This window comes from Streptomyces sp. TSRI0281 (assembly GCF_001905125.1).
Lineage (GTDB): Bacteria > Actinomycetota > Actinomycetes > Streptomycetales > Streptomycetaceae > Streptomyces.
The window spans coordinates 497277-510649 of record NZ_LWLE01000034.1 but is presented as its reverse complement, the minus strand read 5'-3'; the positions used below and the strand labels follow the sequence as shown (position 1 = coordinate 510649).

At 71.4% G+C, this 13373-nt stretch carries 15 protein-coding genes; 9 read left to right on the top strand and 6 right to left on the bottom strand.

Translation table 11 applies throughout. From position 1 onward, the window contains the following. Window positions 1-238: 238 nt before the first annotated feature. The 4 genes from A6A29_RS34400 (at window position 239) to A6A29_RS34385 (ending at window position 2540) form a co-directional block, all read left to right on the top strand. Window positions 239-652 carry a hypothetical protein gene (locus tag A6A29_RS34400; protein WP_073726376.1) on the top strand — a complete coding sequence of 138 codons (414 nt, stop codon included), beginning with the start codon at window positions 239-241 and terminating at the stop codon, window positions 650-652. Window positions 653-732: 80 nt separating this feature from the next. Further along, window positions 733-1476, top strand: coding sequence for a DUF4388 domain-containing protein (locus A6A29_RS34395; RefSeq protein WP_073726595.1), 744 nt, complete (start codon window positions 733-735; stop codon window positions 1474-1476). A gap of 38 nt (window positions 1477-1514) precedes the next feature. Further along, window positions 1515-1985, top strand: coding sequence for a roadblock/LC7 domain-containing protein (locus tag A6A29_RS34390; RefSeq protein WP_073726374.1), 471 nt, complete (start codon window positions 1515-1517; stop codon window positions 1983-1985). Window positions 1986-2165: 180 nt separating this feature from the next. Beyond that, window positions 2166-2540 (top strand): hypothetical protein, encoded by a 375-nt coding sequence (locus A6A29_RS34385; protein ID WP_073726372.1) that lies wholly within the window; start codon window positions 2166-2168, stop codon window positions 2538-2540. A 25-nt stretch (window positions 2541-2565) separates the two neighbouring features. Here A6A29_RS34385 and A6A29_RS34380 read toward each other — a convergent pair whose 3' ends face one another. Then, on the bottom strand, window positions 2566-3132 hold the full coding sequence (locus A6A29_RS34380; protein ID WP_198953472.1) for a hypothetical protein: 567 nt from the start codon (window positions 3130-3132) through the stop codon (window positions 2566-2568). Window positions 3133-3291: 159 nt separating this feature from the next. Then, the gene (locus tag A6A29_RS34375) at window positions 3292-4137 is read right to left on the bottom strand and encodes a MurR/RpiR family transcriptional regulator (protein ID WP_073726593.1); all 846 of its coding nucleotides are present in this window, start codon (window positions 4135-4137) and stop codon (window positions 3292-3294) included. A 220-nt stretch (window positions 4138-4357) separates the two neighbouring features. Between A6A29_RS34375 and A6A29_RS34370 the strand changes: the two genes are divergently transcribed. Then, on the top strand, window positions 4358-4777 hold the full coding sequence (locus A6A29_RS34370; RefSeq protein WP_073726368.1) for a hypothetical protein: 420 nt from the start codon (window positions 4358-4360) through the stop codon (window positions 4775-4777). Between the two features lie 449 nt (window positions 4778-5226). Here A6A29_RS34370 and A6A29_RS34365 read toward each other — a convergent pair whose 3' ends face one another. Continuing rightward, entirely contained in the window at window positions 5227-6630 is a 1404-nt protein-coding gene (locus A6A29_RS34365; protein ID WP_073726366.1) for a cystathionine beta-synthase, read from the bottom strand. A 148-nt stretch (window positions 6631-6778) separates the two neighbouring features. Between A6A29_RS34365 and A6A29_RS34360 the strand changes: the two genes are divergently transcribed. The 3 genes from A6A29_RS34360 to A6A29_RS34350 all read left to right on the top strand — a co-directional run bounded on the left by A6A29_RS34360 (window position 6779) and on the right by A6A29_RS34350 (window position 10591). Further along, window positions 6779-7792, top strand: a complete 1014-nt coding sequence (locus A6A29_RS34360) for an SGNH/GDSL hydrolase family protein (RefSeq protein ID WP_073726364.1) — start codon at window positions 6779-6781, stop codon at window positions 7790-7792. A 185-nt stretch (window positions 7793-7977) separates the two neighbouring features. Beyond that, window positions 7978-9198: an acetyl-CoA C-acetyltransferase gene (locus A6A29_RS34355; RefSeq protein ID WP_073726362.1), complete on the top strand. Its 1221-nt coding sequence runs from the start codon at window positions 7978-7980 to the stop codon at window positions 9196-9198. Window positions 9199-9703: 505 nt separating this feature from the next. After that, window positions 9704-10591, top strand: a complete 888-nt coding sequence (locus A6A29_RS34350) for a hypothetical protein (protein ID WP_241838760.1) — start codon at window positions 9704-9706, stop codon at window positions 10589-10591. A 39-nt stretch (window positions 10592-10630) separates the two neighbouring features. On the opposite strand, the gene A6A29_RS34345 is transcribed toward A6A29_RS34350, so the two are convergent. Further along, window positions 10631-10948, bottom strand: coding sequence for a hypothetical protein (locus A6A29_RS34345; RefSeq protein WP_073726357.1), 318 nt, complete (start codon window positions 10946-10948; stop codon window positions 10631-10633). A 100-nt stretch (window positions 10949-11048) separates the two neighbouring features. On the opposite strand from A6A29_RS34345, the gene A6A29_RS34340 reads away from it, so the two are divergent. Further along, complete coding sequence (locus A6A29_RS34340) at window positions 11049-11276, top strand: DUF4287 domain-containing protein (protein WP_073726355.1); 228 nt, start codon at window positions 11049-11051, stop codon at window positions 11274-11276. A gap of 111 nt (window positions 11277-11387) precedes the next feature. Here the strand turns inward: A6A29_RS34340 and A6A29_RS34335 are convergent, their stop codons facing one another. Continuing rightward, on the bottom strand, window positions 11388-12275 hold the full coding sequence (locus A6A29_RS34335; protein WP_073726353.1) for a Bax inhibitor-1/YccA family protein: 888 nt from the start codon (window positions 12273-12275) through the stop codon (window positions 11388-11390). 747 nt (window positions 12276-13022) lie between these two features. Next, entirely contained in the window at window positions 13023-13373 is a 351-nt protein-coding gene (locus A6A29_RS34330; protein ID WP_443333366.1) for a MazG-like family protein, read from the bottom strand.

The following is a 13373-nucleotide window of genomic DNA, read 5'->3' as shown; positions in this document are numbered from 1 at the left end:
TGTCCCGTGCGCGGCTCCGGTCACCGGCCGACCCCGCTGCGGTCTCGCGGTCTCCTCCGCACGCCTGCTCACACGCTCCCCTCGCACGCCTATGCGCACGCTCCCACGCGCCGGTCGTACGCCCCTATATACGCACCGGCGCATGTACCAAGCGAAAATGCCGGAACCTCCGCCTGCCGTAAATACGTTGCGTAGCCTCGGGGTCACAGCCGAACGCCATGCCGGGAGGGGAGTGCGTGTGCCCGGAATCGACGAGTGCCTGCTCGAAGTCATGAGGCTGCCCGGCGCCCGCGGTGCCGCGGTGGTCGACTGGACGAGCGGTCTCGCCCTCGGCACCATCGGCGACTCGCCCAACGGCGATCACGAGGCCACCGCCGCCGAGACGGCCGAGGTGGCGAGAATGGCGGCCGAGCAGCCCGCCTTCGCTCTCCTCCCGTCGCAGGACGGCCCCGTGCAGCCGTCGGGATCGCCGGGCACCCCGGTCGAGGACGTCATCATCACCACCCGCGCCGGGTACCACATCCTCCGGTTCGTCGAGACGGCGTTCGACAGCAGCGTCTTCCTGCATCTCTGGCTGGACCGTACGCAGGGCAACCTCGCCCTCGCCCGGATCCGGCTCGGCGAGATGGCCGAGCGGATGGTCCTGGCATGAGTGCCGGGGCGACCGCCTCCGGTGCCACAGCCCCCTCCGGCTCCGGGGAGGACACCGGACCGGGCACCGTGCTCTCCCCGATGCTCCAGCGCCTCGCCGCCGAACGGGCCACCGGCGCCCTGCTGCGCGATCGCGGCACGCTCTACCTCGCCGACGGCCAGGTGGTGCACGCCGAAAGCCCGGCCACCCCCGGTATCGACGTCCTGCTCACCACGGGCGGGACCCTGCGGCACGAGGGCTGGTGGGACGCGATCGCCCAGGCGGGTGCCGGGCAGCGGGTGGGCCGCTACCTCGTGGACAGCGGCCATGTGCCGGGCGGTGCACTGGAGTTGTGCCATCTGGGGGCGTTGTACGACGCGGCGTTCTTCGCGCTCTCCCCGACCGGGACCCCGGCCAGGTTCCGCTACGGGGTCTCGCACTGGATCGGCCCCGTCCGCCCCGTACCGGTGGCGGCGGTGCAGCGCGAGACGCTGCGGCGCCGGGAGCTGCTGGACCGGATCTGGCCCGACGCGGTGACCGACAGCGCCCCGCTCGCCCGGACGGCGCACCCCGTGGACGCCCCGGTCCCGCCCCGTCAGCGCCGGGTCCTGGACCTGGTCGACGGCGTGCGTACGGCCTCGGACATCGCGCGGGAGCTGGGCCGTTCGGCGTTCCACATCCTGGTCGGCCTGCGACGGCTCACGGCGGCCGGGCTGGTCGAGGCGGTCGGTCCGACCGCGGCGACGGCCGGCCTCGCGACGGACCGGGTCACGCTGCCCGAGGTCACGGCCGACCCCGATGTCGCCCTGCTGCGCCGGCTCAGAGACGCATTGGAGGCCCTGTGATACGCGCGCTCAGACAGCGTGCCGGGAGGAGACAGCTGATGGTGCCCGAGGTCGACGTGCGCGATGTCCTCGCCGAACTTCAGCGATTACGGGCCCGGGTGCCCCTCCTCGCCGGTGCCCTTGCGGCCAGCACCGACGGCCTGGTCCTGGCCCATGACACCCCCGGGGTGGAGGCCGAAGGCGTCGCCGCGCTGACGGCCGCCGCACTCGGCGTCGCGATCCGGATGACCGACGCCACCGGCCGGGGCGGCTTCCGTGAACTCCTGGTCCGCGGCGAGAACGGTTACATCGCCACGTACGCGGCCGGCTCCGCCGCCGTGCTCACGCTGCTGGCCGAGGACCGCATCAACGTCGGCCGGCTCCATCTGGAGGGCCGCCGGGCGGGCGTCCGTATCGGCGAACTCGTCGACGCCGCCCTCGAACACTCCGCCCGCCCCGTGCCCCCGACGACCCGCGCCCCGAGCGCGGGTACCGACCGGAGCGGCACGCTGCCGCAGCGCCCCACGTAGCGACGGCCCCCGCCGAATCCACCGGGACAGCCCCTCACCAGACCTCACCAGACCTCATGAAACCCGCGGCGAAACCTGTCGCACACCCCGTCGCACGATTCGTCGCACCCCCGTCGCACAGCCCGTCAGAGAAACCGGAACCGGTCGCCCCGACCGGCCAGGGAAAGGGAACGAGCACTCATGGCCAACACCGAAACGTCACTCCAGCAAGCGATGGCGTCCATCGAGGGCGCCCTCGGTGTCGCACTCGTCGACTACACCAGCGGCATGGCCCTGGGCACCCTCGGCGGCAGCAAGGACTTCAATCTGGAGGTCGCGGCCGCGGGCAACACCGATGTCGTGCGCGCCAAGCTCCGCACCATGGAGCACCTGGGCATCAAGGACGAGATCGAGGACATACTGATCACCCTCGGCGGGCAGTACCACCTGATCCGGCTGCTCAAGGCCCGCGGCAGCAACGGCCTGTTCCTCTATCTGGTGCTGGACTCCGGCCGCGCCAACCTGGCGATGGCCCGCCACCAGCTGAAGCGCATCGAGGCGGACCTGGAGGTCTGACCCCGGCCGCCCGGCACCGGAGAACTCAGCGGCGGCGCCGCGCCCCGCCCGGCGCGGCGTCCCCCGCCACCGGCCCCGTTGTCCGGTACCCCTTCACCCGCCTGCCCGCGGGCCGTCCGCGCTCCACCCAGTCGGTGCGCACCCAGTACAGGACGTCGTCCCGCTGCTCGCGCCGACCGATCCGTACGGCCTTGATCCAGAGACCGGCGCCCGCCCCGGCGAGCAGGAGACCCCCGGCCCCGGGCAGCACCAGCCCGGCAGCGAGTGCCGCCACGAACGCCGCGACCAGCCACCACCGGTGCCCGCGCCGCCAGTTGCGTACGGCCACGGCCCGGTCCTGGAGGAAGTCGGTGCGCCCGGCGCGGGTGGCGCCCCGGGCCAGTTCCGCGTACCGCCCGCCGCGCACCAGGACGACGACGGCCGCGGTGACGAGGAACAGCGCGGCTCCGGCCAGGAGACCGATGCGGCGCCCGGTGAGCCCCGGCAGGAGTGCCCCGACCGCGGCGGCCAGCAGTCCGGGCCACCACAGCGGTGCGGCTCCGGCCCGTACGATCACGGCCACCCGTGCCAAAGACTGCGCTCCGCGCCCCATGTCCGTACCCCTCTCCGCGCCTGACTGTGTGCTTCTGGGCGCGGAGATTAATGGCTGTAGATGAGTGACGTCTGAGAACCCGGGCGGGCCACGGGCGCGAGCGCGATCATGGGCACGCGGACGGCCGCGAGCCGCTCCATGGCGGGCCGCTCCCCGGCGCTACTCCACGAACAGCCCGCGCGCCACGGCCCGCGCGTCGAACTCCTCCAGGCGCGCCTGCGCGTCCGGCAGCCCGTCGCACATCGCCTCCAGCAGCACGCGCCCCAGCAGCATCGGCGCACACACGGTGTCGAAGGCGAGCCCGGAGCCGACCGCCGCCGGAATCAGCAGATCGCTGTACCCGGCCACCGGGGCGAACGCCGAGTCCGCGACGGTCACCACGGTCAGCCCGCGCCCCTGGGCGTACGCGAGCGCGTCCACGACCTCCTTGGGGTGGCGCGGCAGCGCGAAGCACATCAGTGCGGAGGCCCCCGCCCGGCGGGCGGAGTCGATCCGGTCGTACAGGGTGCTGCCGCCCTCGTCGAGCACCCGGACGTCGGGGTGCACCTTGGCGGCGAAGTACCCGAAGCCGCGCGCCTGCGAGGACGCGGCCCGCAGCCCGAGCACGGGCAGGGGGCACGACCCGGCCAGCAGCTGTCCCGCCCGCTCCACGGGCCCGGGGTCGGCGAGCAGTTCGGACAGCTGGCGCAGGTTCTCGATCTCGGCCCGGACGGCCTGCTGGTACTCGTTGTACGTGTCCTCGGCGTCGGCCCGCTGCCCGTCGGCGGGCGCGACCTCACGGAGGTGTCTGCGCAGCGCCGGATACCCGTCGAACCCGAGCGCGACCGCGAACCGGGTGACGGACGGCTGGCTCACTCCGGCCAGTTCGGCCAGTTCGACGCTGGACAGGAACGGCGCGTCGGCGGCCCGGCGCACCATGCAGTGCGCGATACGCCGTTGGGTGGGCGTGAGCCGGTGCCCCTCGAAGAGCCGCTGCAACCGCGCAGCGGGGCTGCTCCCGCTCATGGTGTCCCCTCCGGAGTCCGCCACCGACGCATCCATTCAGCCAGTCGGCGGGCTGCATGTCCATATACAGGCCGCTGGGTCACCGGATACAGGCCGCCGGGTCACCGGGCCGAGGGGCTTCGGGCCGCGGGCGGAACGCGGCGCGGTGCCCGACAGCCAGGCCCAACAGGGGGGCTAGCCCTACTGCGCGGGCCCCCTCCGGCTTCGTACCGTGAGGAGCATGGAAGCCCGCGACCACGAGCTCAAGAAGGAGCTCGACGCCACCCTCCAGGCCCGCAGCGAACTGGGGCCGGAGTACGAGTCCGCGCTCATCGACTCGTTCCTGGAGAAGGTCGAGCAGCGCCTCGACACCACGCTCGACCGTCAGGTGCGGCGTCAGCTCGCCGAGCGGCAGATGTCCACGGCCCGGGGCACCCGATCGCCCCGGCCGGTGGAGAACTTCGGCGAGCGCTTCGGTTTCGGGGTGATCTCGCTGGTCCTGGCCATCCCGCTCTCCGCGATCGGCGTCGCCAACGCGGGCATCAAGGGGCTCGTCGTGGCCTGGCTCGGGATCGTCGGTGTGAACACGGTCCACGCGGCGCGCGGCGGCGGGCTGTTCGGGCAGGCCGACCGGCGGCCGAAGTCCGAGTGGGACGACTGAGGCGGCTGCCCGGCCCGCCCATCAGGTGGACGGCTGTCCGGTCCGCAGGACATTCCGCACGACATACAGAGGGCTGTGGCGGCTGTCCGGCCCGGACACGCATATGCCGCGGGGACCGCCGCACCCCCGGTTGCCCGGGGGGCGGGACGACGGCGGTCCCCGCGAGGGACGCGGTCCGGGTCAGGGCCGGGTGCCCGCGTCCTGGCGACGGTGGAGGTCCGGGAGCCGCTCCGTCATCCATGTCGCCGTATGGGGTGCCGGCGGGTTTCCCTGCCGACACCCACCAATCTGCCGGAGTCGTGTTAAGCCGGTGCTGCGCGGACGTGACGCGCTCGTACCGTTTTCGCGAAGGCCCGGCTCACCTCGTCACGGCGTCGCGGCTCCGCGCCCCCGCTCCGTGCCCCCGCGTCCCGGCTCCGCGTATCTGCTCACGGCTCCGATTCAGCCCGTCACGGCTTCGCGCCCGCGTCCTTCGCCAGGAACGCCAGCAGGTCCTGCCGGCTGACGACGCCCTTCGGCTTGCCCTCGACCAGCACGATCGCCGCGTCCGCCCCGTCGGCACCGCTGAGGGCGGCCATCAGGTCCTCGACCGGTTCACCCGAGCCGACCTGCGGCAGCGGGGCCGACATGTGCTTCTCCAGCGGGTCGGTGAGCGAGGCACGCTGGGTGAACAGCGCGTCCAGCAGCTGCCGTTCCACGACCGAGCCGATGACCTCGGCGGCCATCACGTCCGGGTGGCCGGCGCCCGGCTTCACGATCGGCATCTGGGAGACGCCGTACTCGCGCAGCACGTCGATGGCCTCGCCGACCGTCTCCTCCGGGTGCATGTGGACGAGGGTCGGCAGCGGGCCGTCCTTGTAGTCCAGGACGGCGCCGACGCGGGCGGAGGGGCCCGTGTCGTCGAGGAAGCCGTAGTCGGCCATCCACTCGTCGTTGAAGATCTTGCTCAGGTAGCCGCGGCCGCTGTCGGGCAGCAGGACGACGACGACGTCGTCCGGGCCCAGCCGCCGCGCGACCTCCAGCGCCGCCACGACCGCCATGCCGCAGGAGCCGCCGACCAGCAGGCCCTCCTCCTTGGCGAGGCGACGGGTCATCTGGAAGGAGTCCTTGTCGGACACCGCGACGATCTCGTCGGTGACGGTGCGGTCGTACGCCGTCGGCCAGAAGTCCTCGCCGACGCCCTCGACCAGGTACGGGCGTCCCGAACCGCCGGAGTAGACCGAGCCCTCCGGGTCCGCGCCGATGACCTTCACGCCGCCGTCGCTGATCTCCTTGAGATAGCGGCCGGTGCCGGTGATCGTGCCGCCGGTGCCGACGCCCGCGACGAAGTGCGTGATCCTCCCCTCCGTCTGCGTCCACAGCTCGGGACCGGTGGTCTCGTAGTGCGAGCGCGGGTTGTTGGGGTTGGAGTACTGGTCGGGCTTCCAGGCTCCCGGCGTCTCGCGGACCAGGCGGTCGGAGACGTTGTAGTACGAGTCCGGGTGCTCGGGGTCAACGGCCGTGGGGCAGACGACGACCTCCGCGCCGTACGCCCGCAGCACGTTGATCTTGTCCGTGGACACCTTGTCCGGGCAGACGAAGATGCACTTGTACCCCTTCTGCTGGGCGACGATGGCGAGGCCGACGCCCGTGTTGCCACTGGTCGGCTCGACGATCGTGCCGCCGGGCTGCAGCTGCCCGCTCGCCTCGGCCGCCTCGATCATGCGCAGCGCGATGCGGTCCTTCACGGACCCGCCGGGATTGAAGTACTCGACCTTCGCCAGGACCGTCGCCTGGATACCTGTCGTGACGTTGCGCAGCCTCACCAGCGGGGTGTTGCCGACAAGACTGATCATCGAATCGTGGAATTGCACCGTGTACTCCGGGGTCTCCGAGATGGTCCGGCCCAGAGTATGCGTACGGGGCCGAGATTGGGTGAAGCGATTGGACGCCGCCCTCCACGGGGCAGGTAGGTACGTGTACGGCGAGGAGGAGGTGGACCGGACTGTGTCGAGAGCAAGGGTGGCACGGCGCATCGCGGCGGGTGCGGCCTACGGCGGCGGCAGCATCGGACTGATCGGCGCCGCGGCCGTGGGCGTGATGCTGGCCGAGGTGCAGCTCGCCAAGCGGCAGGTCGGCGGCGGTACGGCGCCGGTTCCGCCGAGCGCGGACGGGCGGTACGGGGTGGCGTTCGCCGGGCCTTCGGACCCGTTGTGGTTCGGGCTGCTCGGTGATTCGACGGCGGCCGGGCAGGGGGTGCGCCGGGCCGGGCAGACCCCGGGGGCGCTGCTCGCCTCGGGGCTGGCCGCAGTGGCCGAGCGTCCGGTGGATCTGCGGAACGTGGCACTGCCGGGGGCGAGGTCCGACGATCTGGAGCGGCAGGTCTCGCTGCTCCTGTCCGACCCGGCCCGTACGCCGGACGTCTGCGTGATCATGATCGGGGCGAACGATGTCACCCACCGGATGCCCGCCACCCAGTCGGTGCGGTGTCTGACCACCGCCGTGCGCAGGCTGCGGACGGCGGGCGCGGAGGTGGTGGTCGGGACCTGCCCGGACCTGGGCACGATCGAGCCGGTCTACCAGCCGCTGCGCTGGCTGGCCCGGCGGGTGAGCCGGCAGCTGGCCGCCGCACAGACCATCGGCTCGGTGGAACAGGGCGGGCGCACGGTGTCGCTGGGCGACCTGCTGGGCCCGGAGTTCGAGGCGAACCCGCGGGAGCTGTTCGGCCCGGACAACTACCACCCCTCGGCGGAGGGGTACGCGACCGCGGCCATGGCGGTCCTGCCCACCCTGTGCGCGGTGCTGGGGCTGTGGCCGGAGACCGATCACCTCGACGGGTCGCGGCGCGAGGACATGCTGCCGGTGGCCAAGGCGGCCTCCCAGGCGGCCATGGAGGCCGGTACGGAGGTCACGGGGGCGCGGGCGCCCTGGGCCCTCCTCAAGCACCGCAGGCGGCGGCGTCTGCCCGCGGCCACGGAGCCGCACCCGCACCCCCGCCCGGACCCCCACCCGGACACCGCGCACCGGCACGCGTAGCCGCGCGGGACGGGGGCGGCCGCACGCGGAGCGCCGCCCCCGGCCAGACCTGAGCGAGCGCTTAGAAAAGAGTCCGGCGTCACATGGCCTGCCGGGTGACCTCGGCGATACGTCCGGGTAACTTCCAAGACAGTTCCGCCAGTCCACACAGCCAGCCAGCCTTCCAGCCCTCATGGAGCCGCGTGATGCCCGAAGCCGTGATCGTCTCTGCTGCCCGTTCGCCGATCGGCCGGGCCTTCAAGGGGTCCCTGAAGGACCTGCGCGCGGACGACCTGACCGCGACCATCATCCGGACCGCGCTGGCCAAGGTTCCCGAGCTGGACCCGAGGGACATCGACGACCTGATGCTCGGCTGCGGTCTCCCCGGCGGCGAGCAGGGCAACAACCTGGGCCGCATCATCGCCGTACAGATGGGGATGGACCATCTTCCCGGCTGTACGGTCACCCGGTACTGCTCGTCCTCGCTCCAGACCAGCCGCATGGCGCTGCACGCCATCAAGGCGGGCGAGGGCGACGTCTTCGTCTCGGCGGGTGTCGAGATGGTGTCCCGCTTCGTGAAGGGCAACTCCGACAGCCTGCCGGACACGCACAACCCGTTCTTCGCCGACGCCGAGGCCCGCACGGCCGCCCGCGCCGAGGAGTCCGGTGCGAGCTGGCAGGACCCGCGCGAGGAGGGTCTCGCCCCGGACGCGTACATCGCGATGGGGCAGACCGCGGAGAACCTGGCCCGGATCAAGGGCGTCACGCGCCAGGACATGGACGAGTTCGGCGTACGGTCGCAGAACCTCGCCGAGGAGGCCATCAAGAACGGCTTCTGGCAGCGCGAGATCACCCCGGTCACCACCCCGGACGGCACGGTCGTCTCCCGGGACGACGGACCGCGTGCGGGCGTCACCCTGGAGGGCGTGCAGGGCCTGAAGCCGGTCTTCCGCCCCGACGGCCTGGTCACCGCGGCCAACTGCTGCCCGCTCAACGACGGCGCCGCCGCTCTCGTGATCATGTCCGACACCAAGGCGCGCGAGCTGGGCCTGACCCCGCTGGCCCGGATCGTGTCGACCGGCGTCTCCGGTCTGTCCCCCGAGATCATGGGCTACGGCCCGGTCGAGGCCAGCAAGCAGGCGCTGAAGCGTGCCGGGCTGACCATCGGCGACATCGACCTGGCCGAGATCAACGAGGCCTTCGCCGCCCAGGTCATCCCGTCCTACCGGGACCTCGGCCTGCCGCTGGACAAGGTCAACGTCAACGGCGGAGCCATCGCGGTCGGCCACCCGTTCGGCATGACCGGCGCCCGGATCACCGGCACGCTGATCAACAGCCTCCAGTTCCACGACAAGCAGTTCGGCCTGGAGACCATGTGCGTGGGCGGCGGCCAGGGAATGGCCATGGTCATCGAGCGGCTGAGCTGAGCCGCAGCGGAGGGTAGGGGTCGCCCGAGGCACGAGGGCGGCACCTGCCCGCAGCGCAGGCGAAGCGAACGCGACCAAGAACAGCAAGCGGCTGAGCTGAGCCGCAGCGGAGGGTAGGGGTCGCCCGAGGCACGAGGGCGGCACCTGCCCGCAGCGCAGGCGAAGCGAACGCGACCAAGAACAGCGAGCGGCTGAGCCGAGCCGCAGCCAGCGGCCGAGCTGAGCTGAGCTGACAGTCACCGGCTGAGCCGAGCCCTCCCCTCTCCCTCGGAAGCGGGCTGTTGAACCGGGCCGAGCCCCGACCGTGACCGAATCTCCCCCAGGATGTGATCTGCGTCCCGGGGGAGAGCCATTTCCGCAGGTCACGGCTGTTATGGGGGTAAACCCCAGGCCAAAAGACCTGTCCATTTCGTGACGTAATGCACTGACAGCACGCGCGGGTACGGGCCAAGCTGATGTAGGAAGTCGGGGGATCGATTGAAACCGGGAGTAGTCAGTGAGCGCTATGTCATTTGCCCTGTTGCTGACCACCGCCGCTGCCACGGCCGTCGGCGCCGCCGCCCTGCACGCCGCTCACGGGCTGCGCAAGCAGGTCGCGGCCCTGCGTACGGAGCTGGCCGAAGGCCGGATACACAGCGCGTCCGTGCCACCGCAGAGCCGCAGCACCCTCACTCCGGCCGAGGAGATACGCGCGGCCGTCACCGAAGCGCTCGCCGAGGAGCGGGAGCGGGAGCTGGCCGAGGCGCGGGCCTTCTGGGCCGCCCAGGAAGCCCGTGACGCCGCCGACGCCCCGTCCCTGCTGGGCGGTCTGAACACGCTCGGCGACGACTCCCCCTTCTTCTTCCCCCGCCAGGCGGACTTCGCCGGTCTCGACGCGCTGGACCTGGAAGCCACCGAGGCGCTGGAGGAGCTGGCGTCGCTGAGCGAGCGGACCTCGGCCGAGCACGAGTACGAGCACGAGCCCGCCGAACTCATCGATCTGCCCGAGATCGCCGAGTACGCGGAGTTCGCCGAGGACTCCCCCGAGCTGGCCGCCGCACGCCGCCGCCACCCCTCGCACCCCGACTTCGTCCCCGTACAGACACCTGTGGTCACCGACCACGAGCGGACCGTGAGCCGTCTTGAGGAGCTGGCCGACACGGCCACGGAGCTCACCGACGTACGCCCCGGCCCGCTCGGCACGCTCGATGTGTACGTCTTCGCCGACGGCACCACGCTCTGTATGACCCCGGGCCACCGCGAGACGGCGGAACGTCTCGCCGACGCACTGCGGGCGGGCCGGCGGCCGGTGCTGCTGGGCGGCTCCGGCGTCTCCGGCGCCTACGCGCTGACGTTCTCCTGCGGTGAGGACAACGTCTACATCCTCGCCGACCGCGTCATCGCCTCGTTCTAGCCGCTCCGCGGTACGCCCCCCACGGGCGCGGGTCTCCCCCTACGCGAAAGCCCGCGCCGCCGCCTGCTCCACGCATCGCACGGCCTCGTCCAGCTCCACGGACGGGGCCGTTACCAGTGCCACCGCCAGATCGCGCCCCGCGACGGTGAGTTGGTCGCCGACGGCGAACATCCCGGCGTCCGGCACGATGTGCGGCTCCCGGTCGGGGTGCTCGATGCGCTGGGCCCGTACGGCCAGTTCCCTGGCCGCGGCCAGCGCCTCGGCGGCCGCGCCGCGCTGGAGCCGGCTCTGCGGGGCGGCCCGCAGACGGTCGGCGAATCGGTCCACGGCGGTGATCAGAGGCGTCGTATCGAGCACCTGCCCGACCCTACGCGCCCGCGCAGCATGGTTGCCAACGGGCGAACGCTCAGGCGCGGTGTCGGGAAGACCAGCAACGCGCACTGCGTCGGAGGCGCCGATGTCCCCTGCCTTCTCCGAGGAAACCCATCGCACGCTCTCCCGGATCCCTCAATGCACCGGTCGTGAGATCTCCGACTGGCTCCGCACCGTCGACGAAGGCCCCTCGCTCCTGCGGTTCGAGGAGAAGGTCAGCCGGCTGCGCGGCGAGCATGAACTCGCCTACGGCCACGCCAAGGCGATCATTCACGAGTACGACCTGAGACGGGCCGCCCGCAAGCTTCTGTAGGCGTACGACATCAGGGAAAACGGAACGGCCCGCAGGCGGTGAGCCTGCGGGCCGTTCCGTTGCGCGGGTCGTGGTGCGGGCCGTCGTACCGGCCCTCCGCGTCCCCTGCGGTCAGTCGTCCCCGTTGAGGATGGAGAGCAGACGCAGCATCTCCAGGTAGATCCACACCAGGGTCATGGTGAGGCCGAAGGCCGCCAGCCAGGACTCCTCGCGCGGTGCGCCGAACGCGACGCCGTCCTCGACCTGCTTGAAGTCCAGGGCCAGGAAGCACGCGCCGAGGATGATGCCGATGACACCGAAGAGGATGCCGAGGCCGCCGCTGCGGAAGCCGAGGCCCTCGCCGCCGCCGAACACGGAGAACAGCAGGTTGACCATCATCAGGAGCACGAAGCCCATGGCGGCGGCCATCACGAAGCCGTAGAACCGGCGGGTGACACGGATCCAGCGCATCTTGTACGCGATGAGCACACCGGCGAAGACACACATGGTGCCCATCACCGCCTGCATCACCGTGCCGGGGCCGATGTAGGTGCTCACGGCGCTGGAGATCACACCGAGGAAGACACCCTCGAACGCGGCGTACGCGAGGATCAGCGCCGGGACCGGCTTGCGCTTGAAGGACTGGACGAGCGACAGGACGAACGCCACGAGGGCGGCGCCGATGGCGATGCCGTAGGACTTGCCGAGGTTCGCCTCGTCGACCGGCAGCAGCGCCCAGGAGAGCGCGGCGGTGAGCACGACGGTGCCCAGCGTCATCGCCGTACGGGTGACGACGTCGTCGATCGTCATCGCGCCGGAGCGCGCGGGCGCCTGCGGGGCGCCGTACTGGACGTCCTGCTGCGCGTAGGGGTTCGTCGCGTACGGGTTGGCGGCGGTGCCCTGTGCGTACGGACTGGTTCCCGTCGCGGGGGCCCCGGCCTGCGGCGCCGCGTTGAAGCCTGCGGAACCGTTGTCGCGGCTGAACCCCCGTCGCGAGAAGACCGGGTTGCTGCTCCTCATTGCTCTCCTCCATGGCCACACTGCATGGCCTCGCGACAAGAGTAATGGGTGGGCAAAGGAATCACCCTAGTGCCAAGGGAGGATCTTTATGAAAGTTGATCGCTGAAGTATTCTCCGGGTCGACCGACGCGATTCCCCGGGCCGGCCGACGCGCCCACCGACAGCGGTGATGGTGCCCGGAGCCGGACTCGAACCGGAGCCGATACCCCCTCTGACCTGCGACGATCCTCTGACCTGTGAGAATCCTCCCGCATCTTCCCGCATTCTCACGCTACGCCCCGGATCCTCGCGCAGTCGTGTTCCCACGGGAACACGGAAGGGAACACGCTCCAGGGTGGACCCCGAAACACAGCAGGCCCGGCAGTCTCCTGCCGGGCCTACCTGCGGTTCCATCGAAGCTTGCGGAGCATGGACAGAACCGCCACCGCCGCCCCCTTCCGGGTGCGGCGAGTCATGACGGCACTTCGGTCGATTGGCCGAAACACTACGTATTTAAGCCCCGAGGCTTATGCAGTGACTAGGCGCAGCCAGGAAACTCATCGCCTGAGGCGCCAACATCACCCGATCGTGGGCGGTACGTCGGGACGTACCGCCCAAAACACCCACATCGAAGGCCTCTCGGTGCGCTCACCACCACAACTAACGGTCAGAACGCCCCCGCGCCTGCCGCCTGCCCCCCTCGGGCGGTAGACAGGCGACTGCCCCGGCCACCACTCTCCTGGTGCCGGGGCAGTCGCATGTCCGGGGTCAGCTCGACGGCAGTACCCGGTCCACGAGCTGCTGGACCCGCGCGTCCAGCGCCTTCGGGGCGTCGGACGTGATCGTAGACAGCGCCACCATGGCCGTCACGATGACATCGCTCAACTCCTTCTCAACGTCCTGCCACGTATGGGATTCGCCCTTACGCGGGTTCGCGCCGAGCACCCCCGTCAATGCCTGGGCCACCTCCCCGAACTCCTCCCCGATCTTCAGGACACGCAGCACCCGCACGTCACCGGCCGCGGCCTGACCCGGCGACTCATCCAGCCAGCCGCGCAGCCGCTGCACGCCGTCCCACGTCTCATCCATCGTTGTCACGCGCTTCTCCTCCTCGTACAC

What these genes read in the sequence shown, in the direction of transcription:
- A6A29_RS34395 (WP_073726595.1), top strand. Translation starts at nt 733, where the DNA reads ATGCTCCAGCGCCTCGCCGCCGAACGGGCCACCGGCGCCCTGCTGCGC.
- A6A29_RS34390 (WP_073726374.1), top strand. Translation starts at nt 1,515, where the DNA reads ATGGTGCCCGAGGTCGACGTGCGCGATGTCCTCGCCGAACTTCAGCGA.
- A6A29_RS34385 (WP_073726372.1), top strand. Translation starts at nt 2,166, where the DNA reads ATGGCCAACACCGAAACGTCACTCCAGCAAGCGATGGCGTCCATCGAG.
- A6A29_RS34380 (WP_198953472.1), bottom strand. Translation starts at nt 3,132, where the DNA reads ATGGGGCGCGGAGCGCAGTCTTTGGCACGGGTGGCCGTGATCGTACGG.
- A6A29_RS34375 (WP_073726593.1), bottom strand. Translation starts at nt 4,137, where the DNA reads ATGAGCGGGAGCAGCCCCGCTGCGCGGTTGCAGCGGCTCTTCGAGGGG.
- A6A29_RS34370 (WP_073726368.1), top strand. Translation starts at nt 4,358, where the DNA reads ATGGAAGCCCGCGACCACGAGCTCAAGAAGGAGCTCGACGCCACCCTC.
- A6A29_RS34355 (WP_073726362.1), top strand. Translation starts at nt 7,978, where the DNA reads ATGCCCGAAGCCGTGATCGTCTCTGCTGCCCGTTCGCCGATCGGCCGG.
- A6A29_RS34350 (WP_241838760.1), top strand. Translation starts at nt 9,704, where the DNA reads ATGTCATTTGCCCTGTTGCTGACCACCGCCGCTGCCACGGCCGTCGGC.
- A6A29_RS34340 (WP_073726355.1), top strand. Translation starts at nt 11,049, where the DNA reads ATGTCCCCTGCCTTCTCCGAGGAAACCCATCGCACGCTCTCCCGGATC.
- A6A29_RS34335 (WP_073726353.1), bottom strand. Translation starts at nt 12,275, where the DNA reads ATGAGGAGCAGCAACCCGGTCTTCTCGCGACGGGGGTTCAGCCGCGAC.